This window comes from Serratia sp. A07, assembly GCF_058725505.1.
In genome coordinates this window covers 57,861-84,798 of sequence record NZ_JBZXDO010000020.1, presented here as the reverse complement: position 1 = coordinate 84,798, position 26,938 = coordinate 57,861, and the positions used below count along the sequence as shown (strand labels likewise).

Genomic DNA, 26,938 nt, shown 5'->3' with positions numbered 1-26,938 from the left:
CCGGGAGCCATAAAGGGAACGGAAGAAGAGAGCGGCGGGCACGTTGAGCCCGCAGGGCGTATCAGAAAAGGGAATGCGGGTCGGCGCAAGCCGGCCGGGGAACGAAGGTGTTTACCGCGCCCGCTCGGCGGCCAGCGCCGCGATGCGCATGATCACCGCCACCGCTTGCTCCATGCCCTCCAGCGTTACGAATTCGTGCTTGCCGTGGTAGTTGTAGCCGCCGGTGAACAGGTTCGGGCACGGCAGGCCGCGGAACGACAGCTGCGCGCCGTCGGTGCCGCCGCGGATCGGCTTCATCACCGGTTCGATGTCGCAGTCGCGCATCGCCTGCTGCGCCAGCGCAATCACATGCGGGTGCTCCGCCACCTGTTCGCGCATGTTGTAATAGCTGTCTTCGATGCTCACTTCGATATAGCAATCGCGCGGCAAGCCTTTGCCGACCTCGCGGGCGATGTCCACCATCTTGCGCTTGCGCGCTTCAAACCCCTCGCGCTCGAAGTCGCGCAGGATATAGTGCATTTCGGCGCGCTCTACGCTGCCCTTGATGCTGCTGAGGTGGTAAAAACCCTGATAGCCTTCGGTGGTCTCCGGCGCTTCGTCCGCCGGCAGCGCCTGATGAATGCGGGTGGCCAGCGACAGCGCGTTGACCATCACGCCCTTGGCGCTGCCGGGGTGCACGCTGTTGCCGAGGATTTTGATCGTCACCGAGGCGGCGTTGAAGTTCTCGCACTCCAGCTCGCCGACGCCGCCGCCGTCCACGGTGTAAGCCCATTCGGCATTGAAGGCCGCCACGTCGAACAGCTGCGCCCCCTTGCCCACCTCCTCGTCCGGGGTGAAGGCCACACGGATGTCGCCGTGCGGGACTTTGCGCGCACGCAGGCGCACCATGGCGGTGAGGATCTCGGCGATGCCGGCCTTGTCGTCGGCGCCCAGCAGCGTTTTGCCGTCGGTAGTGATCAGGGTCTGTCCCAGCATCTGGTGCAGGATCGGGAACATCACCGGCGACAGCACTTCATCACCGATGCCGAGCGCGATGTCGCCGCCGCGATAGTTCTCGACGATCTGCGGATTGACGTGTTTGCCGCTGAAATCCGGCGAGGTATCCAGATGGGCGATAAAACCGACCGCCGGCACCGGCCAGGCGACGTTGCCCGGCCAGGTGCCCATCACGCAGCCGTGTTCGCTGAGCGACACCCGCTCGAAGCCGAGCGCGATCATTTCCTGCTGCAACGCACGCGCCAGCTTCAACTGCCCGTCGGTGCTCGGCACATGCTTTACGTTCGCTTTGGACTGGGTATCGAAAGAGACGTAGTTGAAAAAGCGGTCAAGTAATTTGTCCATGGTAGCGGCCCCTCAGAATATCGCGTTTCATTATGCGGAACCGATCAGGATCAAATATTGCGTCAGGTCATTTTTAACCAGAATTCGCCAATATCATTAATCTTTGTGATGATTTCTGAGGGAAATAACACTGTCATCACAGGGTCACTTGTCGCTATCATGATGAAAAACGCGGCATCTGGGCCGGATCGGCTTTCAATTCCGGCATTCAGCGTCTATCATGCGCGCTCGAAAAATTTCCATTGGCGTAACTGGTTTGAGCTTCATTTGATCAGCGGGCATTCCGCAAGCTCCGGCAGTCTTTTCCAGTTGCGGTTCTATCTGCATTAGCCCACGGGATAGAGTAATACGATAAATGACTGAGACATCCTCTCTGACTCCCCTTGTTGAACTGCATGCCCTGAGCAAAGCGTTCGACGGCAAAACCATCATTGCCGATCTCGAACTGGCGATTAACCACGGCGAATTCCTCACCATTCTCGGCCCCTCCGGCTGTGGAAAAACCACGGTGCTGCGCCTGATCGCCGGTCTGGAAGACGCCGATCGGGGCCGCATCGTGCTCGACGGCCAGGACATCACCGCCATTCCGGCCGAACATCGCCACGTCAACACCGTGTTTCAGAGCTATGCCCTGTTTCCGCACATGTCGGTGTTCGACAACGTCGCCTTTGGCCTGCGCATGCAAAAGGTGCCGGCGGCAGAACTGACGCCGCGCGTCGAAGAGGCGCTGCGCATGGTGCAGCTGGATGCGTTCGCCAAGCGGCGGCCGGGCCAGCTCTCCGGCGGCCAACAGCAGCGCGTGGCCATCGCCCGCGCCGTGGTCAACAAGCCGAAGGTGCTGCTGCTGGACGAATCGCTGTCGGCGCTGGACTACAAGCTGCGCAAACAGATGCAGAACGAGCTGAAGGCGCTGCAGCGCAAGCTGGGCATCACCTTCGTGTTCGTCACCCACGATCAGGAAGAAGCGCTGACCATGTCGGATCGCATCGTGGTGATGCGTGAAGGCCGCATCGAGCAGGACGGCACGCCGCGTGAGATCTACGAAGAGCCGAAGAACCTGTTCGTCGCCAGCTTTATCGGCGAGATCAACATCTTCGACGCGGTGGTCTTGCAGCGCCTCGATGCGCAGCGGGTGCGCGCCAACGTCGAAGGCCGCGAGTGCGACATCTATGCCGATCTGCCGGTAGAGCCGGGCCAAAAGCTGAAGGTGCTGCTGCGCCCGGAGGATCTGCGGGTAGAAGAAGTGAACGACAGCGCGCAACACGACGGGCTGATCGGCTACGTGCGCGAGCGCAACTACAAAGGCATGACGCTGGAATCGGTGGTCGAGCTGGAGAGCGGTAAAACGGTGATGGTCAGCGAGTTCTTCAATGAAGACGATCCGGACGTCGACCACTCGCTCAACCAGAAGATGGCGGTGACCTGGGTTGAAAGCTGGGAGGTGGTGCTGGCCGATGAAGAAATCGCGTAAAGTCTTCCAGAATGTGGTGATCGTCGGCGTCGTCGCCTGGCTGCTGCTGTTCGTGTTCATGCCGAACCTGATGATCATCGCCACCAGCTTCCTGACCCGCGACGACGCCAATCTGGTGAAGATGGTGTTCACGCTGGATAACTATCGGCGCTTGTTCGATCCGTTGTACGCCCAGGTGCTGCTGCACTCGCTGAACATGGCGCTGATCGCCACCCTGTGCTGCCTGGTGATTGGCTATCCGTTCGCCTTTATTCTGGCGCGGTTGCCGCAGAAGGTGCGGCCGCTGCTGCTGTTTCTGCTGATCGTGCCCTTCTGGACCAACTCGCTGATCCGCATCTACGGCCTGAAGCTGTTTCTCAGCACCCGCGGCTATCTCAACGACGCGCTGCTGTGGATCGGCATCATCGACAAGCCGCTGCGCATCATGTACACCTCGGAAGCGGTGATCCTCGGCCTGGTGTATATTCTGCTGCCGTTTATGGTGATGCCGCTCTACTCCAGCATCGAAAAACTCGATAAGTCCTGCCTGGAGGCGGCGCGCGATCTCGGCGCCAGCAAGCTGCAGACCTTTATCCGCATCATCGTGCCGCTGACCATGCCGGGCATTATCGCCGGCTGCCTGCTGGTGGTGCTGCCGGCGATGGGGCTGTTCTTCGTCGCCGATCTGATGGGCGGCGCCAAGAATCTGCTGATCGGCAACGTGATTAAAAGCCAGTTCCTCAATATCCGCGACTGGCCGTTCGGCGCGGCTACCAGCATCTGCCTGACGCTGGTGATGGGGCTGTTGCTGCTGGTCTATTACCGGGCCGCCCGCCTGCTGAACAAGAAGGAGGATCTGGCATGATCGGACGTCTGCTGCGCGGCGGTTTTATGACGCTGGTATACGCCTACCTGTATATCCCGATCGTCATCCTGATCGTCAACTCCTTCAACGCTTCGCGCTTCGGCATCAGTTGGCAAGGAGCCACCACCAAGTGGTACAGCACGCTGCTGAATAACGACAGCCTGCTGCAGGCCGCCGGCCATTCGCTGACCATGGCGGTGCTCTCCGCCACCTTCGCCACGCTGATCGGCTCGCTGACCGCGGTGGCGCTGTACCGTTACCGCTTCCGCGGCAAGCCGTTCGTCGGTGGCATGCTGTTCGTGGTGATGATGTCGCCGGACATCGTGATGGCCATCTCGTTGCTGGTGCTGTTCATGCTGCTCGGCATTTCGCTCGGCTTCTGGTCGCTGCTGTTCTCGCACATCACCTTTTGCCTGCCGTTCGTGGTGGTGACCGTTTACGCGCGCCTGAAAGGGTTCGACGTGAAGATGCTGGAGGCCGCGCGCGATCTCGGTGCAAGCGAGTTCACCATTTTGCGCAAGATCATCCTGCCGCTGGCGATGCCGGCGGTGGCGGCCGGCTGGCTGCTGAGCTTCACCCTGTCAATGGACGACGTAGTCGTCTCCTCCTTCGTCACCGGGCCGAGCTACGAAATCTTGCCGCTGAAGATCTATTCGATGGTGAAAGTCGGCGTCTCGCCGGAGGTCAACGCGCTGGCCACCATTTTGCTGCTGTTGTCGCTGGTGCTGGTGATCGCCAGCCAGTGGGTGATGCGCGATCGCTCGCCCGGCGGGAAGGCCGAGTAGCCCTTCCCGCCGGGCGCGGCGGCGCCCGCCTCTTTCATTCGCCGCAGTGATGTGACTGCGGCCGTTTTTGATCGGCCAGGCTCGGTTAACCCGCTGATTTGCCGCTGGGATAACCGCCTTTACCCACCCCGCCCCGGCCCCTATAATGGCCCCTTTCTGGGGTATGGCGCGGCCGCCAAACGGTTTGCCCATACGGGTTCGGCTCATTACTGCTGAAGGATACGCTGCATGAAAAAGTGGTCACATCTGCTCGCAGCCGGGATGATGGCGCTGAGTTTCTGCTCTGCAAACGCCTCTGACGGCAAAACGCTGTATTTCTATAACTGGACTGAATACGTCCCGCCGGGGCTGCTGGAGCAGTTCACCAAGGAAACCGGCATCAAGGTGATCTATTCCACCTATGAATCCAACGAAAGCATGTACGCCAAGCTGAAGACCTATAAAGACGGCGCGTACGATCTGGTGGTGCCTTCCACCTACTTCATCGCCAAGATGAGCAAGGAAGGCATGCTGCAAAAAATCGACAAGAGCAAGCTCAGCCACTTCAAGGATCTCGATCCTGCCCTGCTGAACAAGCCGTTCGATCCTAACAACGACTATTCCATCCCCTATATCTGGGGCGCCACCGCCATCGGCGTTAACAGCGATGCGCAGGAGCCCTCTACCGTCACGTCCTGGGCCGATCTGTGGCAGCCGCAGTACAAAGGCCGCCTGCTGCTGACCGACGACGCGCGCGAAGTGTTCCAGATGGCGCTGCTCAAGCTGGGCTATTCCGGCAACACCACCGACCCGAAAGAGATCGAAGCCGCCTATCACGAACTGCAGAAATTGATGCCGAACGTGCTGGCCTTCAACTCCGACAACCCGGGCAACCCGTTTATGGAAGGGGAAGTCAACGTCGGTATGGTGTGGAACGGTTCGGCCTTCGTGGCGCGCCAGGCCGGCACGCCGCTGGAGATCGTCTGGCCGAAGGAAGGCGGGATCTTCTGGATGGACAGCCTGGCCATTCCGGCCAACGCGCGCAACGTCGAGGGGGCGCTGAAGCTGATCGACTTCCTGCTACGGCCGGAAATCGCGGTGCAGGTGGCGGAAACCATCGGTTACCCGACGCCGAACCTGGCGGCGAAGAAGCTGCTGTCGCCGGAGATCGCCAATGACAAGTCACTCTACCCGGATAAGGCGGTGATTGAACACGGCGAGTGGCAAAACGACGTCGGCGACGCCAGCACGCTGTACGAAAGCTACTTCCAAAAGCTGAAAGCCGGGCGTTGATCGTTAGAGAAACGCTATTATCTTCGTTATCCGCCATCACAAGTCGGATAACGAAGTTGCAGCAGCTTATTGATGTATTTTTATAAAGCATTACTCCCTGTAATTATGCACGAATGTTTACGCATTGAATACCCCTTGTAATTACACATGGATAGCGGTATATTATCTAAGTTATTGCATTTTATTTTTAATTATTATGAGGTGGTGAATGCGCATCGGAATTGCGAGCAATGGATACCCTGAAAAGCGGTGCATTACTGAAAACAAAAGTCATGACTTCATCAACTTTGATAAAAGCAATATTTTTAAATATATTAACTTTCTGAACAGCAAACTACTACATAAAGCACCATCATTTATTTTTAGACCGCTCATAATTAACCCCTCAGATAATATTGATGCATTTCATTTCTTCAACCACACCGGATTACTAAAAAGCAAGTGGGTTTCAACCTTTGAGACTATTATCCCGAGAATACCGGAAGTAATGGACATTCATAGAAAACCGGATGGGGAGAATAATTATGAGAAAAACGAAAAGATTGAAGCCTTGCTGTCAGCCATCGCCGAAAGCAATTGCCTTAGTATTTTAGCATTATCACAATCTGCTTATAATATTCAGGTGGCTATGCTTGATGAATACCCCGCTCTTGCCGATTCAATCAAAAGCAAGATGCGTGTTGTTCATCCGCCTCAGCAACTGTTAGTGGCTGCGGTAACTGACAAACCGGTCGATTCAGACAGGGTAAAGCTCATCTTTGTCGGTCGGGACTTTTACCGTAAAGGCGGTGCAGAAATCGTTCTTGCCGTTAGTGAACTGGTTGAGAGCGGGATTATTTCAGCAGACGACATTGATGTCACTTTGATCGGCGATCTGGGCAAAAGAGATAATTATGTTCATGGTGAATTCAAAGATGATATGCAATTCTATGAACGCATTGAATCCATTGTAAAAGGTCTATCATGTATTTCCCATTTTGCATCGCTTCCTAACGGGCAAGTAATGGAAAAATTCATTAGTAGCCACATTGGTTTGTTGCCAACATGGGGTGACACTTATGGTTATTCCGTATTGGAAATGCAAGCTTGCGGATGCCCTGTGATAACAACCAGCGTTCGTGCATTGACAGAAATACACCCCTCCGAATCAGGTTGGATGATCGATGTTCCATGTAATAAATTTAAAGAAATTGTCATCAGTAGTTATGATGACAAAGAAGAAATTCGTAATACCATTATAGCTGGCATCAAGAAAAATATAACTAATGCCGTTGCTGACAAAAAAACAATAAGCGATAAAGCACAAGCATCCATCGAAAGAATAAAAAATGCGCATGCTCCCGATACCTATTTTAAACTAATTGATACTATTTACGAAAGTAAATAGGAAAAATCCATTATTAACGCATTACGCTCTAAATGCGTTAATATCCCATAAAAAGCTCAGGTGTAATTAAGTTTGCACCTGAGTTTTTTCATCCCCGAACGCACTACTAAGGCCTGTCGGCCCGCGCCACCTTGCCCACCAGGAACTTGTGCACAAAACGCGGCACCACTTCGCTGGCCAGGCCGTAGTGTTTCTCGTCGAACTGGCTCTCCACCTGGCTCGGCTCCAGGTTCAGCTCCATGGCATAGGCGCCGCCCAGCCGCGCCTCATGCACGAAGCCGGCCGCCGGATAGACGTGGCCGGAGGTGCCGATGGCGACGAAGAAATCGGCCTTGCTCAGCGCCTGATAAATATCGTCCATGCCCAGCGGCATCTCGCCGAACCACACTACGTGCGGCCGCAGCGGCGCCGGGAACTGGCAGCAGTGGCAACGATCGTCGACGCTGAGATCGCCAGGCCATTCGAACACCTGGCCCGACTGGGTGCAGCGCACCTTCAGCAATTCGCCGTGCATGTGCAGCACTCGCTTGCTGCCGGCGCGCTCATGCAGGTTATCGATGTTTTGCGTGACCAGCAGGAAGTTGTCCCCCAGCCACTCTTCCAGATCCGCCAGCGCGCGGTGCGCGGCGTTCGGGGCGATCTCCTCCGTCTGCAGTTGGCGGCGGCGTTCGTTGTAAAACGCCTGCACCAGCGCCGGATCGCGCTGAAAACCTTCCGGCGTGGCGACGTCCTCCACCCGGTGCTCTTCCCACAGCCCATCCGCGGCACGGAAGGTGCGAATGCCCGACTCGGCCGAAATGCCGGCCCCGGTCAACACCACCACAAACGGCTTTTTCAGCTCGGCCGCCGCCATGGTGTCACGGTGAAAAATGCGTGAACGAAAGCGCTGATGCAGCACATGCTTACTCTTGCGAAACTGACACAGCCGATGGCGAGTGTGCATTAACTCTCTCCTTACTTTTCCCTGTTTACCAAATTGAGGAACGCTGCGCCGCGCACGCCGCCGGCGTCGCCATAGCGCGCCTTCTCGATGCGCGGCAGCCGGGCCACCCGCAGCAGATGCGCCGGCAGCCGCTGCGGCAACGCCTGGTAAATGGCGTCGAAGTTCGACAGCCCGCCGCCGATCACCACCAGGTGCGGATCCAGCACCGTCAGCAGGTTGCCGAGGCAGATCGCCAGCACGTCCATAAAGCGGTCGACGTGAGCCACCGCCTGCGGCTCACCCGCCTGATAATGCGCAATGATCTCGGTGGCAGGCAAGTGCCGGCCATAGAAATGGGCGTACATCCATTCGAAACCGCGGCCCGATATGTAATTTTCAATGCAACCCTGATGGCCGCACCCGCAGGCAACGCGAGGCACATCACGCCCCAAGACCTCGAGCGCGTCCACCGGCAGGCGCAAATGGCCGAACTCGCCGGCGATATAGTTGCGCCCAGGCACCGTCTTGCCGTCGACGACCAGCCCGCCGCCTACGCCGGTGCCGAGGATGATGCCCAGCACCGTCGGGTAGCGGCGAAACTCGTCGTCCCAGGCCTCCGACAGCGCAAAGCAGTTGGCGTCGTTATCGACCCGCACCTCGCGCCCGATCAGCGCCGCCAGATCGCGCGGCAGCGGTCGCCCCATCGCCGCCGGCACGTTGGCGGTAAACAGCGTGCCGTCATCGTCGTTGGGCAGGCCCGGGATGCCGATGCCGACGCTGCCGCGCCGGCCGCAAAACGCATCCGCCTCAAGGGTCAGATCGCACAGCGTGGCCAGCAGCTGCCGGTAATCTTCACGCGGCGTCGGCACCCGCTTTTGCCAAATGCGCTGCAGCTGGTCGTCGAACACCCCCAGCTCAATCTTGGTGCCGCCCATATCGAAACCGTAGTACATAACCCATCCCCAGGCTAAAAAAACGGGGCGGCATCGCTGCCTCCCCGTGGGTTTTATTGTCCGCTCAGCACCCGCGCCGGATCGATGCGGCTGGCGCGCCTGGCCGGATACCAACTGGCCAACAGGCTCAGCACGATGGCGGTCGCCAGCACGATCAGCACGTCCAGCCAGTGCAGCTCGGAAGGCAGGAAGTCGATGAAGTAGATATCGCCCGACAGGAAGGAGTGGCCGACCAGTTTCTCGATGCCCCGGATGATGTTGGTCAGCTGCAGCGAGGCGATCACCCCGATCACCACGCCGCTCAGGCTGCCCAGCAGCCCGGCCAGCAGCCCATACCAGATGAAGATGGCGCGGATAAAGCCGTCTTTGGCGCCCAGGGTGCGCAGCACCGCGATGTCGGCGCTTTTGTCTTTCACCGCCATCACCAGCGTGGACACGATGTTGAAGCAGGCCACGCCGATCACCAGCACCATCGCCAGGTACATAATGGCGCGGATCATCTGGATATCGCGATACATGTAGCCGTACTTGCCGATCCAGCTTTTGATGTAGATATAAGAATTGGTCACTTCGCCGGCGTCGCGCACCAGTTTATTGGCGGCGAACACGTCGTTCATCTTGAGGGCGATACCCGTGACGCTGTCACCCATATCGAGATACTGCTGCGCATCGGCCAGCGGCACCAGCGCCAGGCTGTGATCGAGCTGGCCGCTGAGCTGCAAAATGCCGGTCACGTGCAGACGGATGCGCTTCGGCTGCAGCAGCTTCATTTCCGGGTCGCTGTTGGGGATCATCACCGTCACATAGGCGCCCTGCTTGACGCCCAGCGCGTCGGCCACGCCCTTGCCGAGGATCACCTGCTGCTCGCCGGGCTTGAAGTTGGCCCAGGCGTCGCCCTGCACGTACTGCGGCAGCGCGCTCAGTCGGCTCTCCTGCTGCGGATCAACGCCTTTGACTTCCACCGCGCGCAGCTGCGCGCCGTTCTCCATCAGGCCGGTAAAGTTGATGTACGGCGCGGCGGCCACAATGCCCGGCACCTTTTCCACCCGCTGCAGAATCGACGGCCAGCCGCTGAACGGCTGATTGACCGGCTCGAGTTCGCCGTGCGGCACCACCGCCAGAATGCGATTCTTCAGCTCGCGCTCAAAACCGTTCATCGCGCTCAGGCCGACGATCAGCACCGCCACCCCCAGCGCGATGCCGATGGTGGAGATGACCGAGATCAGCGACACCATGCCGCCGCGTTTACGGCCGCGGCTGAAACGCAGGGCCGTCAGGAAGGACAGTGAGGCTCCCGCCATTACTCGGCCCCCATCAGGGTCAGCTGCGCCTGCAGGTGGCCGTCGGCCATTTCCAGCTGGCGGCTCAGGCGCTTGGCCAGCTGCAGATCGTGCGTCACCACCAGAAAAGCGGTGCCCTGACGCACGTTCAGCTCGCCCAGCAGATCGAAGATGCTGTCTGCGGTGCGTTTGTCCAGGTTACCGGTCGGTTCGTCCGCCAGCACCAGCGCCGGGTTGTTGACCAGCGCGCGCGCGATCGCTACGCGCTGACGCTCGCCGCCGGAGAGCTCGGACGGACGGTGCTTGCTGCGTTTTTCCAGCCCGACCGCCGCCAGCATCTCCCGCGCCTTCTCCTGCGCCTGTGCCGGCTTGGCGCCGCCGATCAGCAGCGGCATGGCGGCGTTTTCCAGCGCGGTGAAGTCCGGCAGCAAATGGTGAAACTGATAGATAAAGCCCAGCTGGCGGTTGCGCAGCTCGGCCTTGGCCGCCGAAGACATGGCGTTCAGCGATTCGCCCTTGAAGATCACCTCGCCGGAGGTCGGTGAGTCCAACCCGCCCAGCAGGTGCAACAGGGTACTCTTGCCGGAACCCGAGCTGCCGACGATCGCCATCATCTCGCCCTGCTGCATGGCAAAGCTGACATTGCGCAGCACGTCGGTGTGCAGATTGCCTTCCTGATAGGTCTTGCACAGGTTGTCACACTGCAGCAAAAGATGGTTACTCATAGCGTAAAGCCTCAGCGGGTTGTACGGCGGCAGCGCGCCATGAAGGATAAAGCGTGGACAACAAGGAAACCGCCATCGCCACCACGGCGATGATCGTTACCTGCAGCGGATCAACCGCCACCGGCAGCGAAGCGCCGTCGATCAAGGCGCCGAGGATCGGCATCAGGTTATTCAGGTTGGTGGCCAGCAGCACGCCGAGCAGCGTGCCGAGCAGCGAACCGATGATGCCGGCGCTGGCGCCCTGCACCATAAACACCGACATGATCTGGCGGCGAGTCAGCCCCTGGGTCTGCAGAATGGCGACCTCGCCCTGCTTTTCCATCACCAGCAGGCCGAGCGACGTAATGATGTTAAACGCCGCCACCGCCACGATCAGGCTGAGCAGCAGCCCCATCATGTTTTTCTCCATGCGCACCGCCTGGAACAGTTCCCCCTTGCGATCGCGCCAGTCTTTCCAGACCGTGCCCGCCGGCAGCGCCTGTTGGCTGAGGGTATCGACCGTCAGCGGCTGCTGCAGGAACAGGCGCCAGCCGGTAATGTTGCCGGCCGGGTAGCGCATCAGGCGCGAAGCGTCCTGTTGGTTGACCAGCAGCTGATAGCCGTCCACCTCGCTGTTGGCGTGGAAGGTGCCGATAAGGGTGAACAGTCGCTGGCTGGGAATGCGGCCCATCGGTGTGAACTGGCTGGCGCTCGGCACCATCACGCGCAGCGAATCGCCGCGCTTGACGCCGAGTTGCCCCGCCAGCTGTTCGCCGATGATGATGTTGTATTGACCCGGCTGCAACTGTTGCTGCTTGACGTTGACCAGATACGGGGTCAGCGGATCGGCTTCGTCGGGATTGACGCCGAGCATCACCCCGACCGCCACGCTGCGGGCGCTTTGCAGCACCACGTCACCGGTGGTCAGCGGCGCGACGCGCGTGACGCCCTGCAGCTTCTGCACCTCGGAGGCCGGCAGCTGCTGCGGGTTGACCGATCCTTGCGGACTGGTAACCAACGCCTGCGGCATCAGGCCGAGGATGTTGTTCTCCAGATCCTTTTCGAAACCGTTCATCACCGACAGCACGGTGACCAACGCCATCACCCCCAGCGTAATGCCGATGGTGGAAAGCCAGGAAACAAACCGCCCGAAGCGGTCTGAGGCTCGCCCGCGCATGTAGCGCAGGCCAATGAATAACGCGACAGGTTGATACATGAAATCCGTTTGATAGCCGTGGCTTAAGCAAAGTGATCATGGATAATAAAGGCTCTCCCTCGTTTAGGGAACACCCGGCGGCCTTTTATTGCGCCGGGCGGCCCCTCATCCGGCGTCTCGCTTGAGCAGGTTATAGACCGACACCCGCGAGATGCCGAGCGCTTCGGCCACCATGGTGGCCGCGCCGCGCAGTTGCAAATACCCTTGCTGCTTCAGCTGTTGCACCACCTGAAACCGCTGTTCGGAAGACAAAGCGCGCGGCTGGGTGGCATGCGACGCGGCGAACGCGTTGATCGCCGCGGCGATGTCCGACAGCGAGCGTGCACTCTCCGCCGCCTGCGGCGCGGCGCTTTGCACCACCGCCGTCAGCTGCTGCAGGATAGCGGTGACGCTGTTGAAGATAGACACATCCAGATTGAGGCAAATCGCCGCCACAAAGCGGCCCTGGCTATTGCGCAGGCCGATCGAGGTGCTCTTGGCCGGGCGCCCGTCCGGAAACACGCTGGCGTAGTTCTGCACCACGTCTGGAAACTCCGGCGACGCGATGCGCTCCAGCCCCATTTCCGTCGCGGCGTCGCCGATGCGGCGGTTGGACAGATTGTTGGCGATGGCGACAATGGCGCGATCGGGCTGGGTCAGATCGTGCAGCACCACTTCGCAACCGGGCGCGAACATCACGCCCAGCGCCTGAACAATTTTTTCCGCTTCGCGCAGCAACAGCGCATTTTCCTGCCTGAGATCGCTCATTAAGTTAACCATTTGACAATAACTTTACAAAGAGTAAATTAAAAATCCACACCAAGCAATGTATCGTCCATCACTTACCTGTGCGAGGTCGCCATGAGTTCAGTCCCACGCTGCATCACCGCCACCGATATTGCCACCGCCGCCGACGTTATCGCCGGGCATGCCCTGCGCACGCCGGTCATGACTTCGCGCCAGGCCGACCAGATCGCCGGCGCGCAGCTGTTCTTCAAGTGCGAGAATTTTCAGCGCATCGGCGCCTTCAAATTTCGCGGCGCCTATAACGCCATCGCGCAACTCAGCGCAGAGCAGCGTCGGGCCGGGGTAATCGCCTTTTCATCCGGCAACCACGCACAGGCGATGGCGCTGGCGGCGCGCGAATTGGGCGTTAGCGCCACCATCGTAATGCCCCATGACGCCCCTGCGGCCAAGCTGGCGGCGACGCGCGGCTACGGCGCCAACGTGGTCATCTATCAGCGCCACAGCGAAGATCGTGAAGAAATCACCCGACGCCTGGCCGCAGAGCGGGGCCTGACGCTGGTGCCACCGTACGATTATCCGCAGGTGATCGCCGGCCAGGGCACCGCCGCCAAGGAGCTGTTTGAAGAGACCGGGCCATTGGATCTGCTGTTGGTGTGCACCGGCGGCGGCGGCCTGCTGGCCGGCAGCGCGGTAGCGGCGCATCACTGGTCGCCGGGCTGCCGCGTGTTCGGCGTCGAGCCCGAAGCCGGCAACGACGTTCAGCAAGCCTTTCAGCGCGGTGAACCGGTGCACATCCCGGTGCCGAAAACCCTTGCCGACGGCGCGCAGACCCAACAGGTCGGGCGGCTGACCTTCCCGATCATTCAAGAATATGTCGAAGGCATTCTGACGGTCAGCGACGCCCAGCTGTGTCGGCAAATGCGCTTCTTTATGGAGCGGATGAAAATGGTGGTTGAGCCGACCGGCTGCCTGGCGGCCGCGGCGGCGATGAACGGCCTGCTCGATCTGCACGGTAAAAAGGTCGGCGTTATCGTCAGCGGCGGCAATCTTGACGTCGACAAGATTGCGCACTATCTCGCCCTGGCCGGCGAAAATTAACGCGGCGCATCGGTTAAATAACAGGCGGAACATCAGGGTATAGCGCTTTTTGCTGTGTCAGTTTGGCGGCCGCTGGGCTACTATAAACAGCATAAAGGCGCTGGGTTATCCGTGCCGGAACGCCCTCTAACACATTGATTAAAGATACCTGAATGAGCACTTCCGATAGCCGTAACCGTTCCTCATCCCCCCGTTATTCTCTGCCCGATCGCGCGGGCGATCTGCGCCAGCTGGGGCAACTGACCGGCGCGGCCTGCGCCGTGGAATGCGCCGAGATCGTCGAACGCCACCCTGGCCCGGTGATGCTGATCGCGCCGGACATGCAAAACGCCCTGCGGCTGCGCGACGAGATCCAGCAGTTCACCGACCAGATGGTGACCACGCTGTCCGACTGGGAAACCCTGCCGTACGACAGCTTCTCGCCGCATCAGGAAATCATCTCGGATCGTTTGTCGAGCCTGTATCACCTGCCGACCATGGCGCGCGGCGTGATTATTCTGCCGGTCAACACCCTGATGCAGCGCGTCTGCCCGCACGAGTTCCTGCACGGCCACGCGCTGGTGATGAAGAAAGGCCAGCGCCTGTCGCGCGACAAGCTGCGCGCGCAGCTGGAACAGGCCGGTTACCGCAGCGTCGATCAGGTGATGGAGCACGGCGAATTCGCCACCCGCGGCGCGTTGCTCGATCTTTACCCGATGGGCAGCGATGAGCCTTACCGCATCGACTTCTTCGATGACGAAATCGACAGCCTGCGCATCTTCGACGTCGATACCCAGCGCACGTTGAGCGAAGTCGAGGCCATCAATCTGTTGCCGGCCCACGAGTTCCCCACCGACAAAAACGCCATCGAGCTGTTTCGCAGCCAGTGGCGCGAGCAGTTTGAGGTGCGCCGCGACGCCGAGCACATCTATCAGCAGGTCAGCAAAAGCGCCTGGCCGGCCGGCATCGAATACTGGCAGCGGCTGTTCTTCAGCCAGCCGCTGCCGTCGCTGTTCAGCTACCTGCCGGCCAATACGCTGATCGTCAACACCGGCGATCTGGAGGGCGCCGCCGAGCGCTTCTGGCAGGACGTCAACCAGCGTTACGAAAGCCGCCGCGTCGATCCGATGCGCCCGCTGCTGGCGCCGGATACGCTGTGGCTGCGCGTCGACGCGCTGTTCGGCGAGCTGAAGGCCTGGCCGCGCATCGCGCTGAAAACCGATAAGCTGCCGGCCAAGGCCGGCAATACCAATCTGGACTACCATGCCCTGCCCGATCTGGCGGTGCAAGCGCAGCATAAATCCCCGCTGGATAACCTGCGGCGCTTTATCGAAGGCTTCGACGGCAGCGTGATTTTCTCCGTCGAGAGCGAGGGGCGGCGTGAAACGCTGCAGGATCTGCTCGGCCGCATCAAGCTGGCGCCGGCGCTGATTCAGCGCCTCGATCAGGCGGAAACGGCGGGCCGTTACATGATGGTCGGCGCCGCCGAACACGGCTTCCTCGACGGCCTGCGTCAGCGGGCGCTGATCTGCGAAAGCGATCTGCTCGGCGAGCGCGTCAGCCGCCGCCGGCAGGACAACCGGCGCACCATCAATACCGATACCCTGATCCGCAACCTGGCGGAGCTGCATCCCGGCCAGCCGGTGGTGCATCTGGAACACGGCGTCGGCCGCTACGTCGGCCTGACCACGCTGGAGGCCGGCGGCATCAAGGCCGAGTACCTGATCCTCTCCTACGCCGGTGAGGACAAGCTGTACGTGCCGGTTTCTTCACTGCATCTGATCAGCCGCTACGCCGGCGGCGCGGACGAAAACGCCCCGCTGCACAAGCTGGGCGGCGACGCCTGGACGCGCGCGCGGCAGAAAGCGGCCGAGCGCGTGCGCGACGTGGCGGCGGAGCTGCTGGATATCTACGCCCAGCGCGCCGCCAAGGCCGGTTTCGCCTTCAAACACAATCGCGAACAGTACCAGCTGTTCTGCCAGAGCTTCCCGTTCGAAACCACGCCGGATCAGGAACAGGCGATCAACGCGGTGCTGAGCGACATGTGCCAGCCGCTGGCGATGGACCGCCTGGTGTGCGGCGACGTCGGCTTCGGCAAAACCGAAGTGGCGATGCGCGCCGCCTTCCTGGCGGTGGAAAACGGCAAGCAGGTGGCGGTGCTGGTGCCGACCACCCTGCTGGCGCAGCAGCACTTCGACAACTTCCGCGATCGCTTTGCCACCTGGCCGATCCGCATCGAAATGATGTCGCGCTTCCGCAGCGCCAAAGAGCAGCAGCAGGTGCTGGACGACGCGGCCGAAGGCAAAGTGGACATCATCATCGGCACCCACAAGCTGTTGCAGAGCGATCTGCGCTGGAAAGACCTGGGGCTGCTGATCGTCGATGAAGAACACCGCTTCGGCGTGCGCCATAAAGAACGCATCAAGGCGATGCGCGCCGACGTCGATATCCTGACGCTGACCGCCACGCCAATCCCGCGTACCCTGAACATGGCGATGAGCGGCATGCGCGATCTGTCGATCATCGCCACCCCGCCCGCGCGCCGGCTGGCGGTGAAGACCTTCGTGCGCGAATACGACAGCCTGGTGGTGCGCGAGGCGATCCTGCGTGAAGTGCTGCGCGGCGGCCAGGTTTACTACCTCTACAACGACGTGGAAAACATCGAGAAAGCGGCGCAGCGCCTGGCGGAACTGGTGCCGGAAGCGCGCATCGCCATCGGCCACGGCCAGATGCGCGAACGCGATCTGGAACGGGTGATGAACGATTTCCACCACCAGCGCTTCAACGTGCTGGTGTGCACCACCATCATCGAGACCGGCATCGATATCCCCAGCGCCAACACCATCATCATCGAGCGGGCCGATCGCTTCGGCCTGGCGCAGCTGCACCAGCTGCGCGGCCGCGTCGGGCGTTCGCACCACCAGGCTTACGCCTATCTGCTGACGCCGAACCCGAAAGCCATGGGCACCGACGCCCATAAACGGCTCGAAGCCATCGCATCGCTGGAAGATCTCGGCGCCGGTTTCGCCCTGGCGACCCACGATCTGGAGATCCGCGGCGCCGGCGAACTGCTGGGCGAAGACCAGAGCGGCCAGATGACCACCGTCGGTTTCTCGCTCTACATGGAGCTGTTGGAAAGCGCCGTCGATGCGTTGAAAAACGGCCGCGAACCGTCGCTGGAAGATCTCACCAGCAGCCAGACCGAGGTGGAACTGCGCATGCCGGCGCTGCTGCCGGAAGATTTCATTCCCGACGTCAATACCCGTCTTTCGCTGTACAAGCGTATCGCCAGCGCGAAAAGCGACGGCGAGCTGGATGAGCTGAAAGTCGAGCTGATCGACCGCTTCGGCCAGTTGCCGGACGCGGCGCGCAACCTGTTGCAGTGCGCGGCGCTGCGCCTGCATGCGCAGAAGCTGGGCATCAAACGCATCGAGAGCAACGAGCGCGGCGGCTTTATCGAATTCGGCGACAACAACCGCGTCGACCCGGGTTATCTGATCGGCCTGTTGCAAGGCAATCCGCAGGTTTACCGCCTGGACGGCCCGTGCAAGCTGAAGTTCACGCTCGATTTGGCCGACCGCCAGAAACGCCTGACGTTCACCGAAGATCTGCTGGACGCCTTCCGCGAACACACGCTGGCGGCCTGAGCCAACGCTCCCGCCGGCGCGGCGGGAGGCGGCTTATTCGCGCGGGAAACCGGCGCCCAGCGGCGCCAGCTGCATCACGCGGCTGGTCACCACCCGATTTTTACCGCTGCGCTTCGCCTCATATAACGCTTCGTCGGTCATGGCGATCGCCTTGTCCAGCGTCATGCCGGGCAGATACAGCGACACGCCGATCGACAGCGTGATGTGCGCTTCATCGTGGGCATTCAGCAAGAACGTCGAGCTCTCCACCGCGCTGCGAATGCGCTCCGCCACCCCACCGATGACCAGCGGATCGTAACTGGCGGTGATCACCATAAACTCCTCGCCGCCGTAACGCCCGACGAAGTCCTCGTTGCGCACGCTGTTTTGCAGCAGCCGGCCAACGCTGGCCAGCAGCACGTCGCCGGCCGGGTGGCCGTAGGTGTCATTGATCTTTTTGAAGTCATCCAAATCGAGGATCATCAGCCCGCACGGGCGGCGTTCGGCGCGCTGCAGCATCAGGTGGTAATCGACGCTGGCGCGGTTGTTGATATGGGTCAGGCTGTCGGTCGTGGCGCGGGCGCGCATCGTGAAGTAGGCGTAGATATGGCGCTCTTTGAAATTCAGCGCATGGTAGCAAATCGCCAGGCAGAGCGCGGAAACCGCCTGGTACAGCAACACGTCCAGCCATAGCCCGCTCATGTCCACCAGCAGCCACACCACCGCGATGCGATACAGTGCGATGGCGCCGATCGTCAGGTAAAACACCCAGTGGGATTTCTTCAGCCACACGCGCGACAGCAGCAACGGCACCAGGATTGAGGCGATAAACAGGTTATCGACGGTGAAACCGCCGGTCAGCGCCATGGCGAACAAAAAGCTCACCAGCCCACTGATACCGCCGCCGAAACAAGTCACCAGGACCATCGGAATCATCGAAAAGCTGTAGTGCACCTTATCGGTCAGCTCCAGCCGGTCCTGGCTTAAATACAGCACCGCCACCCCGGCCAACAGGCCGAATACGACGCGCTTCCACAGCGCAGAGCGATAGGAGAACGGCGCATTTTTACTGAGAACGAAATAGCTTACCGACAGCGTGGCGTAGGTGATGCAGGCGTCGCTGTAAATGGCGGGAATGGACGCAATGTAGGTCATAAATAGTCAGCGGCTCCTCGGGATCGCCAGGGGTTGATATGCAGACGTTGAATAACGCATCCCTGTCGTCTCCGCTTCGGCGGCGGCTATTTTACACAGTCTATTAATAGAGTAGCAGTTCTATCTTATCGCCAAGCCGTCTATCTCACGATGCGCGCTTCAGGCTACTCTGTGCTTTGTGTTATCGGGGGAGAACCGCATGAATATCGACGATGAACTGCAGGCGCTCAGCGAACAGGAAGCGACGCTGGCCTTTACCCATTTTGACGCCGCCACCGCCTGGGAGCTGGGCGCGGCGCTGAAAACCGCCGCCGAGCGGCGCGGCCTGAGCATCGCTATCGAGATCCAACTGGCCGGGCAGACGCTGTTGTATTACGCCATGCCGGGCGCCACACCGGACATCGCCGACTGGGTGCGGCGCAAGCGCAATCTGGTGAATCATTTTCACAAAAGCTCTTACGCCATCGGCCTGCGCTTGCAGCAGCGGCAAACGTCGCTGGAAGAGCGCTACGGGCTGAGCGTGCGCGACTATTCGGTGCACGGCGGCGCCTTCCCGCTCACCCTGGCCGGCCTCGGCTGCGTCGGCAGCATCAGCATTTCCGGCGCGCCGCAGAAGGAAGATCACCAGCTGCTGGTAAGCACTTTAGCCCACTTTCTCGGCTTATCCCTGCCCGCGCTCCACTAGCCGTTAAAACCTTGATTATTCCTTTCCTTTTCAGCCGCAGAATCTGCGGCTGACTTATCTGTTATCCGCATTTAGCGCCAAACAAAAGGGAGACTCTCTGATTTCCTGTGCCAAATTGACACAGGTCTGGTAATCCGCTGAACAAAAGGCGTATGGTATCTGTCACGTGACAAGACGGACCTCATCGGGCCCGCCATTCCTTTCACTTTTGAAGATTTGGTACGCACCGTAGATGAAAACGCATGAAATAAACAAAATTCGCCCCTTCAGCGCGCTGATAGACGCCTGCTGGCGGGAACCTTATAGCCTGGCGCGGTTGCTGAAAGACGCTATCGCCGGGGTGACGGTCGGTATTATCGCCATCCCGCTGGCGATGGCGCTGGCGATCGCCAGCGGCGTGCCGCCGCAGTACGGCCTGTATACCGCCGCCATCGCCGGGATCGTCATCGCCGTCAGCGGCGGTTCGCGCTACAGCGTCTCCGGCCCCACCGCCGCCTTCGTGGTGATCCTGTATCCGGTTTCGCAGCAGTTCGGATTGGCCGGCCTGCTGGTCGCCACGCTGATCTCCGGGGTGTTTCTGCTGCTGATGGGGCTGGCGCGCTTTGGCCGGCTGATCGAGTACATTCCGCTGCCGGTGACACTCGGCTTTACCTCCGGTATCGCCATCACCATCGCCACCATGCAGATCAAGGACTTCTTCGGCCTGCAGCTGGCGCACACGCCGGAAAATTACGTCGGCAAGCTGTACGCCCTACTGCAGGCGCTGCCAACGCTGGATTTCGGCGATACCCTGATCGGCGCGGTGACGCTCCTGATCCTGATCTTCTGGCCCAAGCTCGGCCTGCGGGTGCCTGGCCACCTGCCGGCGCTGCTGGCGGGCACCGCGCTGATGGGGCTGCTGGCGCTGTTTGACCACCCGGTGGCGACCATCGGCTCGCGCTTCAGCTACCTGCTGGCCGACGGCAGCAGCGGCCAGGGCATCCCGCCGATCCTGCCGCAGCTGCTGCTGCCCTGGGATCTGCCGGGCGGCGGCGGGCAGCCGTTCACCCTGAGCTGGCAAACCGTTTCCGCCCTGCTGCCGGCGGCGTTTTCGATGGCGATGCTCGGCGCGATCGAATCGCTGCTGTGCGCCGTGGTGCTCGACGGCATGACCGGCAAGAAGCACAACTCGAACAGCGAGCTGATCGGCCAGGGTGCGGGCAACATCATCGCGCCGTTCTTCGGCGGCATTACCGCCACCGCCGCGATTGCCCGTTCGGCGGCCAACGTGCGCGCCGGCGCCACCTCGCCGGTGTCCGCCATCATCCACGCGCTGCTGGTGCTGTTGGCGCTGCTGGTATTGGCACCGTGGCTCTCTTACCTGCCGCTGGCGGCGATGGCGGCGCTGCTGCTGATGGTCGCCTGGAACATGAGCGAGGCGCACAAGGTGATTTATCTGCTGCGCCGGGCGCCGAAGGACGACATTCTGGTGCTGCTGCTGTGCATGTCGCTGACGGTGCTGTTCGATATGGTGATCGCCATTACCGTGGGCATCGTGCTGGCGTCGCTGCTGTTTATGCGCCGCATCGCCCGCATGACGCGGCTGAGTGAGCTGAGCGCCGGCGACGGCCGCCTGGTGCTCCGGGTGAACGGCCCGCTGTTCTTCGCCGCCGCCGAGCGCATCTTTACCGAACTGCTGGCGCGCAGCGAAGGCTACCGCACGATCGTGCTGCAATGGGATGCGGTGCCGGTGCTCGATGCCGGCGGCCTGAGCGCCCTGCGGCGCTTTATCGACGTGCTGCCGGCAGACAAAAAGCTGGTGATCACCGACGTGCCGTTCCAGCCGCTGAAAACCCTGGCGCGTGCGCGGGTGCAGCCGATCGAGGGCCGCCTGCAGTTCTACCCGACGCTGCCGGAAGCGCTGGCGGCCACCGGCGCCTAAACGTAAAAAAGCCCGACGAGTCGGGCTTTTTTTTATGGCGACGAACGCTTAGTTGCTGGTATCCAGCTCCGGGAAGCTCTTCACCAGGTCGTCGATGGCTTTCATCTGCGCCAGGAACGGCTCCAGCTTGTCCAACGGCAGCGCAGACGGGCCGTCGCACTTGGCGTTTTTCGGATCCGGGTGCGCTTCGAGGAACAGGCCGGCCAGGCCAACCGCCATACCGGCGCGCGCCAGCTCGGCCACCTGAGCGCGGCGGCCGCCGGACGCGGCGCCGAACGGATCGCGGGTCTGCAGCGCGTGGGTCACGTCGAAGATCACCGGATGGCCGCCGGTCACGTTCTTCATCACGTTGATGCCCAGCATGTCGACCACCAGGTTGTCATAGCCGAAGTTGCTGCCGCGATCGCACAGGATCACCTGATCGTTGCCGCCTTCTTTGAACTTGTCGACGATGTTGCCCATCTGCCCCGGGCTGACGAACTGCGGCTTCTTGACGTTGATCACCGCGCCGGTTTTCGCCATCGCTTCCACCAGATCGGTCTGACGCGCCAGGAAGGCCGGCAGCTGGATCACGTCAACCACTTCGGAAACCGGCTGCGCCTGCGCCGCTTCATGCACGTCGGTGATGATTTTCACGCCGAAGGTTTTTTTCAGCTCTTCGAAGATCTTCATCCCTTTTTCCAGGCCCGGACCGCGGTACGAGTGGATGGAAGAACGGTTGGCCTTGTCGAAAGAGGCTTTGAATACGTAAGGGATGCCCAGTTTTTGCGTCACGGTGACGTAGTGTTCGCAGATGCTCATCGCCAGATCGCGCGATTCCAGCACGTTCATACCGCCAAACAGCACAAACGGCAGATCGTTTGCTACGTCGATATCGCCAATGCTAACCACTTTCTGTTTCATGCTTTCGCCTTTGTTAAGGTTGTAACCGTCGCCTTGCAAACTGCACGGAGTCATTGAATTAATGCAGCGTCACCTGTTTCGGCTCAATCGAGTGGATCTGTACTTTGATCACTTCGCTGACCGGGTCTTCAGGACACTGCTCGACAAAATAGTTGAGGTCGGAAATCGCGATATGGTTGCACTCCAGCTGGGCGTAAATCAGCCCGCGGTCGCGGATCTCGTACGGGTCTTCCGGATCGAAGCACAGCACCGTTTCGCTGGTGCGCAGCGCCATTTCCAGCTGCTTTTCTTCCATCAGGGCGGCCTTCAGCGTATCGAGCATCTTGCGCACCACCATGATGTTCTCCGACTCGTCGAGATCGTCGTCTTCCAGCTCGGCGCCCAGCCCCAGGTTGCCCTTGATCCACACTTCCAGCTGGTGTTCGCTCAGGGTTTCGCCGTTCAGCGGGTTGATCAGCCACAGCTCTTCGTCCAGCCAGTCGGCGCGCAGGATCAGCTGAGTGGGGAAAATCACCGGCAGCAGCGGCAGGTCCAGCGCGTTGGCGATATGCAGGAAGATAGTGCCCAGCGAGACCGGCGTGCCCTGCCGCGCTTCCAGCACCTTGTCCAGCCAGATGGCGTCCGACAGGCGGTACACGCCGCTGGCGCCGCCGAATCCCCAGGTCTTGTAAAACAGTTCGATGAGCGCATCCAGTTGCTGCTCCTGAGTGATATCGACCGGCACCGCCGCGCGCGCTTCGTCCACCAGCTGTTGCAGCTTGCGCTCCACGTCGGCAACCGGGAAATCGCGCCGCACCGACTGCGACACCAGGATCACCCCTTCGCTCAGCGGCGAGGCGTTAAATTCAAAATCAGCAATGCTACTCATAGGTATCCCATCAGAAACGGTATTTTCGTCGTGGCAAGTTTAATTATCAGGTACAGGCAGCCCAACGCCAGCACGAACGCCACGGTTCGCAGCCGCTGACTTTTGGTCTTCTTGCCCAATGCGACGTAGCCAAGCAGGATATAGATAATAACGCCAAACAGCTTCTCGGTCAGCCATGAGTCCATACCCAGCAGCGGATAAAACCCGAACGTCACCACCAGCGCGATGCCGCTGACGAACAGCAGCGTGTCGTTCAGGTGCGGCGCTACCTTGACCCAGCGGCGGCCCATGATCGGCGAGCGGCGCCACTGCCAAAAGAAACGCAGCACAAACAAGGTAATACTGATGGCGACCGTCAGCAAATGGAAATGTTTCAACGCGGTGTATGCAGTCATGATACTCCCTTAAATGGCTCGGGCGTCGTTATTATGAGAGGCGCTTATCCCGGCCATTGGCCGAGCGTCACGCGGTCGTTGTCGCCATAATCACGGTGGGTGGCGACAGCGGAAAATCCGGCGGCCTGCAGCAGCGCGCGCACGCTCTCGCCCTGCTGCCAGCCATGTTCCAACAGCAGCCAGCCCTGGGGCTGCAAATGGTGCGGCGCCTGGCGCACGATGGCGGCCAGATCCGCCAACCCACGATCGGCGGCGACCAGCGCGCTGCCGGGCTCGAAGCGCACGTCGCCCTGCGACAAATGCGGATCGGCGGCGTCGATATAGGGCGGATTGCTGGCGATCAGCGCGAAGCGTTGCCCCGCCACCGGCACAAACCAGCTGCCCTGTAGAAATCGGACGTTGTCGATCTTCAGCTTGTGCGCATTGTGCTGCGCCAGCGCGACCGCTTCCGGCTGCACATCGACGCCGATGGCCGAACAATCGGGGCGCTCGCTGGCCAGCGCCAGCGCGATGGCGCCGGTGCCGGTGCCGAGATCGAGGAAGTGGCAGGGTTGCGGCGGCAGGCGCGCCAGCGCCAGCTCCACCAGGCATTCGGTATCCGGGCGTGGGATCAGCGTTGCGGGCGAAACCGACAGCGGCAGCGACCAAAATTCGCGCTCGCCCACCAGATAGGCCACCGGCTCACCGCGTTCGCGGCGCGCCAGCAGCGTCTCCAGCTGCTGTTGCTGCGGTGGCGTCAGCAGGGTTTCACCGAACGCCATCAGGAAGGTTCTGGCCTTGCCGGTCACGAAACCCAACAGGATTTCCGCGTCGCGCCGGGCGCTGTCGCTGTGGGTCAAACGCGCGGCGGCGGCTTTCAGCCAGTGTTGATAGTCCATCACTCTTGCTCGGCGGACAGCGCAGCCAGCTGATCGGCCTGATACTCCTGCACGCTCGGCTGGATCAGCATGTCCAGTTTGCCTTCCATCACTTCGTCCAGGCGGTAGAGCGTCAGGTTGATGCGGTGGTCGGTCACCCGCCCCTGCGGGAAGTTGTAGGTGCGGTTACGGTCGGAACGGTCGCCGCTGCCCAGCAGGTTGCGGCGAGTGGACGCCTCGGCCTGCTGGCGCTTGGCCATCTCGGCGGCGCGAATGCGCGCGCCCAGCACCGACATCGCCTTGGCTTTGTTTTTGTGCTGTGAACGCTCGTCCTGGCACTCCACCACGATGCCGGTCGGCAGGTGGGTGATGCGGATTGCCGAGTCGGTGGTGTTAACGTGCTGGCCACCGGCGCCGGAGGAGCGGAAGGTGTCGATTTTCAGATCGCCCGGGTTGATGTCCGGCAGCTCGGCTTCCGGCACTTCCGGCATCACCGCCACGGTGCAGGCGGAGGTGTGGATGCGCCCCTGGGATTCGGTTTCCGGCACGCGCTGCACGCGGTGGCCGCCGGATTCAAACTTCAGCTGACCGTACACGCCGTCGCCGGAGACTTTGGCGATCACTTCTTTGAAACCGCCGTGTTCGCCTTCGTTGGCGCTCATCACCTCGACGCGCCAGCGGCGGCTTTCCGCATAGCGGCTGTACATGCGGAACAGATCGCCGGCGAAGATCGCCGCCTCATCGCCGCCGGTGCCGGCGCGCACTTCGAGGAAGCAGCTGCGCTCATCGTCCGGATCTTTCGGCAGCAGCAACACCTGCAGCTGCTGTTCCAGCTCTTCGCTGGCCGCCCGCGCCTGTTTCAGCTCTTCCTGCGCCATCTCGCGCATTTCCGGATCGTCCAGCATCATTTCCGCCGTCTCCAGATCCTCCTGCACCTGACGCCATTCCAGGAAGCAGCGGCTGACGTCGGTCAGCTGCGCGTATTCTCGCGACAGCGCGCGGAACCGGTCTTGGTCGGCGATAACGCCGGCATCGCCGAGCAGCGCCTGCACTTCTTCATGGCGCTCTTGTAACGCTTCCAGTTTGGCAACAATAGAAGGCTTCATGCGTGGTAATAAACCCTGTTAATAGAGAAAACTAATGCTGATCCAGCCCGAGGCTGTCGCGTAATAACTGCAACCGCTCCACGTCGCCGTCGCCGGCGGCCTGCTGGAGGGATTTGGTAGGGGCATGAATAAGACGGTTGGTCAGTTTATGGGCCAGCTCGTGAATAACCTGCTCCACGTTGGCGCCCTGCGCGATGGCGGCCAGCGCTTTGGCCTCCATCTCTGCGCGAATTTGGTCGGCCTGCGAACGGTAGTCGCGGATGGTTTCCACCGCGCCCTGCGAGCGCAGCCAGGCCATGAAGTTGGTGCTTTCCTGCTGCACGATCGACTCCGCCTGCACCGCCGCCGCTTTGCGCTGCGCCAGGTTGCTTTGAATGATGGCGTGCAGATCGTCCACGCTGTAGAGATAGGCGTTGGCCAGTTTGCCGACTTCCGGTTCGATGTCGCGCGGTACGGCGATATCCACCAGCAGCATCGGCTGGTTGCGGCGCGCCTTCAGCGCGCGCTCCACCATCCCCTTACCGATGATCGGCAGCGGGCTGGCGGTGGAACTGATGATGATGTCGGCGTCCGCCAGGCGTTCGTCGATCTCCGGCAGGGTGATCACCTCCGCGCCGACCTCGTCCGCCAGCAGCTGGGCGCGCTCGCGGGTGCGGTTGGCGATGATCATGTGCCGCACTTTGTGTTCGCGCAGGTGGCGCGCCACCAGTTCGATGGTTTCACCGGCGCCCACCAGCAAGACGTTGAGATCGGCCAACGATTCGAAGATCTGGCGCGCCAGGGTACAGGCGGCAAAAGCCACGGAGACCGCGCTGGCACCGATGTCGGTTTCGGTACGCACGCGCTTGGCGACGGAGAAGGATTTCTGGAACAGACGCTCCAGCTCGCCGGACAGCGACTGGCCGCGTTGCGACTCGGCGAAGGCCTTTTTGACCTGCCCGAGGATCTGCGGTTCGCCCAGCACCAATGAGTCCAACCCGCTGGCCACCCGCATCAAATGGCTGACCGCGTCGTTGCCCTGATGCCAGTACAGGCTTTTCTTCACCTCTTCCGGGCGCAGGTTGTGGTAGGCGCACAGCCAGGCGACCAGCTGCTCGTGCATGTGTTCCTGCTGCTCTACGCTGAGGTACAGTTCGGTGCGGTTGCAGGTGGACAACACGACGCCGCCCTGCACCAACGGTTGTTGGAGCAAGCTGGTCAGCGCCTCATCGATGGACTCTGGCGAGAAGGTCACCCTTTCACGCAGAGAAACCGGAGCGGTTTTGTGATTTATACCTAACGCCAGCAGGGTCATTGCTTCGAGTAATACTTATCTTGGTACGGGTTCTCGTTGAACGGCATTCTACTTGATGCGCAGGATCAATAAAAGTAACAACCGCATCTTCCGTTCAATCATTGCCATAGACGGCATCAATCGATGAATAATTAATAAATACAGTGAGAT

The 26,938-nt window shown here is 60.8% G+C and carries 24 protein-coding genes; 10 read left to right on the top strand and 14 right to left on the bottom strand.

What is annotated here, in order from left to right:
* Window positions 1-111 precede the first annotated feature (111 nt).
* Window positions 112-1,341, bottom strand: coding sequence for a peptidase T (pepT, locus tag AC4PR2_RS18635; RefSeq protein WP_070914800.1), 1,230 nt, complete (start codon window positions 1,339-1,341; stop codon window positions 112-114).
* Between the two features lie 57 nt (window positions 1,342-1,398).
* Between pepT and AC4PR2_RS18630 the strand changes: the two genes are divergently transcribed.
* From AC4PR2_RS18630 to AC4PR2_RS18605, 6 genes are all read left to right on the top strand, one after another.
* Window positions 1,399-1,671, top strand: coding sequence for a hypothetical protein (locus AC4PR2_RS18630; RefSeq protein ID WP_197801480.1), 273 nt, complete (start codon window positions 1,399-1,401; stop codon window positions 1,669-1,671).
* A gap of 25 nt (window positions 1,672-1,696) precedes the next feature.
* The gene (gene potA, locus AC4PR2_RS18625; RefSeq protein ID WP_060419354.1) at window positions 1,697-2,812 is read left to right on the top strand and encodes a spermidine/putrescine ABC transporter ATP-binding protein PotA; all 1,116 of its coding nucleotides are present in this window, start codon (window positions 1,697-1,699) and stop codon (window positions 2,810-2,812) included.
* The gene (potB, locus tag AC4PR2_RS18620) at window positions 2,796-3,656 is read left to right on the top strand and encodes a spermidine/putrescine ABC transporter permease PotB (protein ID WP_197801481.1); all 861 of its coding nucleotides are present in this window, start codon (window positions 2,796-2,798) and stop codon (window positions 3,654-3,656) included. Before potA ends, potB begins: the two co-directional genes overlap by 17 nt.
* Window positions 3,653-4,441, top strand: coding sequence for a spermidine/putrescine ABC transporter permease PotC (gene potC / locus AC4PR2_RS18615; RefSeq protein ID WP_197801482.1), 789 nt, complete (start codon window positions 3,653-3,655; stop codon window positions 4,439-4,441). Before potB ends, potC begins: the two co-directional genes overlap by 4 nt.
* A gap of 228 nt (window positions 4,442-4,669) precedes the next feature.
* Complete coding sequence (potD, locus tag AC4PR2_RS18610) at window positions 4,670-5,713, top strand: spermidine/putrescine ABC transporter substrate-binding protein PotD (RefSeq protein ID WP_060419358.1); 1,044 nt, start codon at window positions 4,670-4,672, stop codon at window positions 5,711-5,713.
* 208 nt (window positions 5,714-5,921) lie between these two features.
* Window positions 5,922-7,100: a glycosyltransferase gene (locus tag AC4PR2_RS18605; protein WP_492175354.1), complete on the top strand. Its 1,179-nt coding sequence runs from the start codon at window positions 5,922-5,924 to the stop codon at window positions 7,098-7,100.
* A 106-nt stretch (window positions 7,101-7,206) separates the two neighbouring features.
* Here the strand turns inward: AC4PR2_RS18605 and cobB are convergent, their stop codons facing one another.
* The 6 genes from cobB to AC4PR2_RS18575 all read right to left on the bottom strand — a co-directional run bounded on the left by cobB (window position 7,207) and on the right by AC4PR2_RS18575 (window position 12,922).
* Window positions 7,207-8,043 (bottom strand): Sir2 family NAD+-dependent deacetylase, encoded by an 837-nt coding sequence (gene cobB, locus AC4PR2_RS18600; RefSeq protein ID WP_015377583.1) that lies wholly within the window; start codon window positions 8,041-8,043, stop codon window positions 7,207-7,209.
* 11 nt (window positions 8,044-8,054) lie between these two features.
* On the bottom strand, window positions 8,055-8,975 hold the full coding sequence (gene nagK / locus AC4PR2_RS18595) for an N-acetylglucosamine kinase (RefSeq protein WP_060440170.1): 921 nt from the start codon (window positions 8,973-8,975) through the stop codon (window positions 8,055-8,057).
* Window positions 8,976-9,028: 53 nt separating this feature from the next.
* On the bottom strand, window positions 9,029-10,276 hold the full coding sequence (gene lolE / locus AC4PR2_RS18590; protein ID WP_025302503.1) for a lipoprotein-releasing ABC transporter permease subunit LolE: 1,248 nt from the start codon (window positions 10,274-10,276) through the stop codon (window positions 9,029-9,031).
* Entirely contained in the window at window positions 10,276-10,980 is a 705-nt protein-coding gene (gene lolD / locus AC4PR2_RS18585) for a lipoprotein-releasing ABC transporter ATP-binding protein LolD (RefSeq protein WP_004941120.1), read from the bottom strand. Before lolD ends, lolE begins: the two co-directional genes overlap by 1 nt.
* Entirely contained in the window at window positions 10,973-12,175 is a 1,203-nt protein-coding gene (gene lolC, locus AC4PR2_RS18580; protein ID WP_004941116.1) for a lipoprotein-releasing ABC transporter permease subunit LolC, read from the bottom strand. Before lolC ends, lolD begins: the two co-directional genes overlap by 8 nt.
* Before the next feature lie 105 nt (window positions 12,176-12,280).
* Window positions 12,281-12,922, bottom strand: coding sequence for a helix-turn-helix transcriptional regulator (locus AC4PR2_RS18575; RefSeq protein WP_038877816.1), 642 nt, complete (start codon window positions 12,920-12,922; stop codon window positions 12,281-12,283).
* Window positions 12,923-13,015: 93 nt separating this feature from the next.
* Here AC4PR2_RS18575 and AC4PR2_RS18570 point away from each other — a divergent pair, with 93 nt between their 5' ends.
* Together AC4PR2_RS18570 and mfd are read left to right on the top strand one after the other, a co-directional pair.
* Entirely contained in the window at window positions 13,016-13,999 is a 984-nt protein-coding gene (locus AC4PR2_RS18570; RefSeq protein ID WP_443014639.1) for a threo-3-hydroxy-L-aspartate ammonia-lyase, read from the top strand.
* Between the two features lie 152 nt (window positions 14,000-14,151).
* A complete protein-coding gene (gene mfd / locus AC4PR2_RS18565) occupies window positions 14,152-17,625 on the top strand; it encodes a transcription-repair coupling factor (protein ID WP_492175353.1) in 3,474 nt (1,157 codons plus the stop codon).
* A gap of 33 nt (window positions 17,626-17,658) precedes the next feature.
* Here the strand turns inward: mfd and AC4PR2_RS18560 are convergent, their stop codons facing one another.
* On the bottom strand, window positions 17,659-18,759 hold the full coding sequence (locus tag AC4PR2_RS18560) for a GGDEF domain-containing protein (protein ID WP_492175352.1): 1,101 nt from the start codon (window positions 18,757-18,759) through the stop codon (window positions 17,659-17,661).
* 199 nt (window positions 18,760-18,958) lie between these two features.
* Here AC4PR2_RS18560 and AC4PR2_RS18555 point away from each other — a divergent pair, with 199 nt between their 5' ends.
* Both AC4PR2_RS18555 and dauA read left to right on the top strand, forming a co-directional pair.
* Entirely contained in the window at window positions 18,959-19,444 is a 486-nt protein-coding gene (locus AC4PR2_RS18555) for a heme-degrading domain-containing protein (protein WP_492175351.1), read from the top strand.
* Between the two features lie 232 nt (window positions 19,445-19,676).
* Window positions 19,677-21,365 carry a C4-dicarboxylic acid transporter DauA gene (gene dauA, locus AC4PR2_RS18550; protein WP_060419372.1) on the top strand — a complete coding sequence of 563 codons (1,689 nt, stop codon included), beginning with the start codon at window positions 19,677-19,679 and terminating at the stop codon, window positions 21,363-21,365.
* Between the two features lie 48 nt (window positions 21,366-21,413).
* Here dauA and kdsA read toward each other — a convergent pair whose 3' ends face one another.
* Genes kdsA through hemA form a run of 6 tightly spaced genes read right to left on the bottom strand, consistent with a single transcriptional unit; the run spans window position 21,414 to window position 26,788 of the window.
* Window positions 21,414-22,268 (bottom strand): 3-deoxy-8-phosphooctulonate synthase, encoded by an 855-nt coding sequence (gene kdsA / locus AC4PR2_RS18545; protein ID WP_330113468.1) that lies wholly within the window; start codon window positions 22,266-22,268, stop codon window positions 21,414-21,416.
* Between the two features lie 58 nt (window positions 22,269-22,326).
* The gene (gene sirB1, locus AC4PR2_RS18540) at window positions 22,327-23,136 is read right to left on the bottom strand and encodes an invasion regulator SirB1 (protein ID WP_038872030.1); all 810 of its coding nucleotides are present in this window, start codon (window positions 23,134-23,136) and stop codon (window positions 22,327-22,329) included.
* Window positions 23,133-23,534, bottom strand: a complete 402-nt coding sequence (locus AC4PR2_RS18535; protein ID WP_170310367.1) for a SirB2 family protein — start codon at window positions 23,532-23,534, stop codon at window positions 23,133-23,135. Before AC4PR2_RS18535 ends, sirB1 begins: the two co-directional genes overlap by 4 nt.
* Before the next feature lie 41 nt (window positions 23,535-23,575).
* A complete protein-coding gene (gene prmC / locus AC4PR2_RS18530) occupies window positions 23,576-24,409 on the bottom strand; it encodes a peptide chain release factor N(5)-glutamine methyltransferase (protein ID WP_197801493.1) in 834 nt (277 codons plus the stop codon).
* The gene (gene prfA / locus AC4PR2_RS18525; RefSeq protein ID WP_492175350.1) at window positions 24,409-25,494 is read right to left on the bottom strand and encodes a peptide chain release factor 1; all 1,086 of its coding nucleotides are present in this window, start codon (window positions 25,492-25,494) and stop codon (window positions 24,409-24,411) included. The genes prmC and prfA overlap by 1 nt, the downstream gene beginning before the upstream one ends.
* A gap of 31 nt (window positions 25,495-25,525) precedes the next feature.
* Entirely contained in the window at window positions 25,526-26,788 is a 1,263-nt protein-coding gene (gene hemA, locus AC4PR2_RS18520; RefSeq protein ID WP_033638164.1) for a glutamyl-tRNA reductase, read from the bottom strand.
* Between the last annotated feature and the right edge of the window lie 150 nt (window positions 26,789-26,938).

Coding starts and splice junctions, on each gene's coding strand:
- pepT (WP_070914800.1), bottom strand. CDS start 1,341: ATGGACAAATTACTTGACCGCTTTTTCAACTACGTCTCTTTCGATACC.
- potA (WP_060419354.1), top strand. CDS start 1,697: ATGACTGAGACATCCTCTCTGACTCCCCTTGTTGAACTGCATGCCCTG.
- potB (WP_197801481.1), top strand. CDS start 2,796: ATGAAGAAATCGCGTAAAGTCTTCCAGAATGTGGTGATCGTCGGCGTC.
- potC (WP_197801482.1), top strand. CDS start 3,653: ATGATCGGACGTCTGCTGCGCGGCGGTTTTATGACGCTGGTATACGCC.
- potD (WP_060419358.1), top strand. CDS start 4,670: ATGAAAAAGTGGTCACATCTGCTCGCAGCCGGGATGATGGCGCTGAGT.
- AC4PR2_RS18605 (WP_492175354.1), top strand. CDS start 5,922: ATGCGCATCGGAATTGCGAGCAATGGATACCCTGAAAAGCGGTGCATT.
- cobB (WP_015377583.1), bottom strand. CDS start 8,043: ATGCACACTCGCCATCGGCTGTGTCAGTTTCGCAAGAGTAAGCATGTG.
- nagK (WP_060440170.1), bottom strand. CDS start 8,975: ATGTACTACGGTTTCGATATGGGCGGCACCAAGATTGAGCTGGGGGTG.
- lolE (WP_025302503.1), bottom strand. CDS start 10,276: ATGGCGGGAGCCTCACTGTCCTTCCTGACGGCCCTGCGTTTCAGCCGC.
- lolD (WP_004941120.1), bottom strand. CDS start 10,980: ATGAGTAACCATCTTTTGCTGCAGTGTGACAACCTGTGCAAGACCTAT.
- lolC (WP_004941116.1), bottom strand. CDS start 12,175: ATGTATCAACCTGTCGCGTTATTCATTGGCCTGCGCTACATGCGCGGG.
- AC4PR2_RS18575 (WP_038877816.1), bottom strand. CDS start 12,922: ATGAGCGATCTCAGGCAGGAAAATGCGCTGTTGCTGCGCGAAGCGGAA.
- AC4PR2_RS18570 (WP_443014639.1), top strand. CDS start 13,016: ATGAGTTCAGTCCCACGCTGCATCACCGCCACCGATATTGCCACCGCC.
- mfd (WP_492175353.1), top strand. CDS start 14,152: ATGAGCACTTCCGATAGCCGTAACCGTTCCTCATCCCCCCGTTATTCT.
- AC4PR2_RS18560 (WP_492175352.1), bottom strand. CDS start 18,759: ATGACCTACATTGCGTCCATTCCCGCCATTTACAGCGACGCCTGCATC.
- AC4PR2_RS18555 (WP_492175351.1), top strand. CDS start 18,959: ATGAATATCGACGATGAACTGCAGGCGCTCAGCGAACAGGAAGCGACG.
- dauA (WP_060419372.1), top strand. CDS start 19,677: ATGAAAACGCATGAAATAAACAAAATTCGCCCCTTCAGCGCGCTGATA.
- kdsA (WP_330113468.1), bottom strand. CDS start 22,268: ATGAAACAGAAAGTGGTTAGCATTGGCGATATCGACGTAGCAAACGAT.
- sirB1 (WP_038872030.1), bottom strand. CDS start 23,136: ATGAGTAGCATTGCTGATTTTGAATTTAACGCCTCGCCGCTGAGCGAA.
- prmC (WP_197801493.1), bottom strand. CDS start 24,409: ATGGACTATCAACACTGGCTGAAAGCCGCCGCCGCGCGTTTGACCCAC.
- prfA (WP_492175350.1), bottom strand. CDS start 25,494: ATGAAGCCTTCTATTGTTGCCAAACTGGAAGCGTTACAAGAGCGCCAT.
- hemA (WP_033638164.1), bottom strand. CDS start 26,788: ATGACCCTGCTGGCGTTAGGTATAAATCACAAAACCGCTCCGGTTTCT.